Annotated in this window: 3 protein-coding genes; 1 reads left to right on the top strand and 2 read right to left on the bottom strand. The window is 58.8% G+C overall.

Annotated elements, in window-relative coordinates:
• The coding region (locus AC3ZU9_RS31325; protein WP_490091784.1) for an iron-sulfur cluster assembly accessory protein at positions 1–149 on the bottom strand (149 nt) is incomplete at its 3' end.
• 165 nt (positions 150–314) lie between these two features.
• Positions 315–1349 (bottom strand): N-acetyl-gamma-glutamyl-phosphate reductase, encoded by a 1035-nt coding sequence (gene argC / locus AC3ZU9_RS31320; protein ID WP_046035025.1) that lies wholly within the window; start codon positions 1347–1349, stop codon positions 315–317.
• Positions 1350–1485: 136 nt separating this feature from the next.
• On the opposite strand from argC, the gene hemJ reads away from it, so the two are divergent.
• Positions 1486–1890, top strand: a 405-nt coding sequence (hemJ, locus tag AC3ZU9_RS31315) for a protoporphyrinogen oxidase HemJ (protein ID WP_490091783.1), incomplete at its 3' end; no start/stop codon positions are given.

Genomic DNA, 1890 nt, shown 5'->3' with positions numbered 1-1890 from the left:
CCGTACTGAAACCCTGAACAACCGCCGCCCGTAACGAATACGCGCAGCTTCAAGCGATCATTACCCTCTTCATCGACCAGGCTCTTCACCTTGTGCGCAGCACCGTGGGTGAATTGCAAAGCCGTGGGGGTGAAGGATTCAACGCTCATGCTGATAATCTCCCGGCGTAGCGCCGCCATATGCGTAATGACGGGCATTATCCGCTTCTCCTAGAAAAGCGGTCAACTATTGTTACGGTATATCAATCTGCCTAGCCGCCATCAAAAACACAAAAGGCCCGATCATCGGGCCTTTTGCGCAACCACCTGAAAACCTTAAGGCAGCATGCCCGCGTGGGACAGGCCCAGCTTCTCGTCCAGGCCAAACAGGATGTTCATGTTCTGCACCGCCTGGCCCGACGCGCCCTTGACCAAGTTATCAATCACCGACAACACCACGACCAAGTCGCCATCTTGTGGACGGTGCACCGCAATCCGGCACACGTTGGCACCGCGCACGCTGCGGGTTTCCGGATGGCTGCCGGCAGGCATTACGTCGACGAACGGTTCGTTGGCATAACGCTTTTCGAACAGCGCCTGCAGGTCTACCGAGCGATCAACCACTGTGGCGTACAACGTGGAATGAATGCCACGGATCATCGGCGTCAGGTGCGGCACGAACGTCAGGCCCACGTCCTGACCGGCGGCACGCCGCAGCCCCTGGCGGATTTCCGGCAAGTGGCGATGCCCTTTTACCGCATAGGCTTTCATGCTTTCCGACGTCTCGGAGTACAGCGAACCCACCGCTGCACCACGACCGGCGCCGCTCACACCGGACTTGCAGTCCGCGATCAAGCGCGAGGCATCTGCCAACCCGGCTTCGAGCAACGGCAGGAAGCCCAGCTGTGTGGCCGTTGGATAGCAACCCGGCACCGCGATCAGGCGCGCCTGCTTGATCTGCTCACGATTGACCTCCGGCAGGCCATACACCGCTTCTTCCAACAGCTCTGGCGCACCGTGAGGCTGGCCATACCACTTGGCCCACTCATCAGCATCCTGCAAACGGAAATCCGCCGACAGGTCGATCACCTTGGTACCAGCAGCCAGCAGTTCACCGGCCAATGCATGGGCCACACCATGAGGCGTGGCAAAGAACACCACGTCGCATGCACCCAGGGTGCTGATGTCAGGGACACTGAACGCCAGGCCGTCGTAATGGCCTCGCAGGTTCGGGTACATGTCGGCCACGGCCAGGCCGGCCTCGGATCGGGAGGTGATGACCACCACCTCAGCTTGCGGATGCTGAGCCAACAGACGCAGCAATTCGACACCGGTGTAACCCGTGCCGCCGACGATACCGACCTTGACCATAAACCTGCCCTCAACGAACCCACTGGAAAGCCGTCGATAATAGGGGCCGCATCGTCCTGCGACAACCGTCAACGTGACGTACGGGCGCATGAGCCACTACTATCTTCAGTTACCGTGAACCTGGGAATAACTAAAAATGCTTTATCTATGGGTCAAAGCCTTCCACATCGTCAGCATCGTCTGCTGGTTTGCCGGGCTGTTCTACCTGCCGCGCCTGTTCGTTTACCACGCCCAGAGCGAGGACGCCGTCAGCAAGGAGCGTTTCAGTGTCATGGAGCGTAAGCTGTACCGCGGCATCATGGGCCCGGCGATGCTGGCTTCGCTGGTATTCGGTATCTGGCTGATCGCACTCAACCCCGGCATCTTTCAATCGGGCGCCTGGATCCACGCCAAGTTGACCCTGGTGGTGTTCCTGATCGGCTACCACCATATGTGCGGCGCACAGGTAAAACGTTTTGCCCGTGGCGAAAACACCCGCAGCCATGTCTTTTATCGCTGGTTCAATGAAGTGCCCGTTCTGATATTGCTGGCTATCGTAATT

It is taken from the genome of Pseudomonas sp. A39 (genome assembly GCF_058145955.1).
The sequence above is the reverse complement of the archived record's forward strand: the minus strand, read 5'-3'. Positions and strand labels throughout refer to the sequence as shown.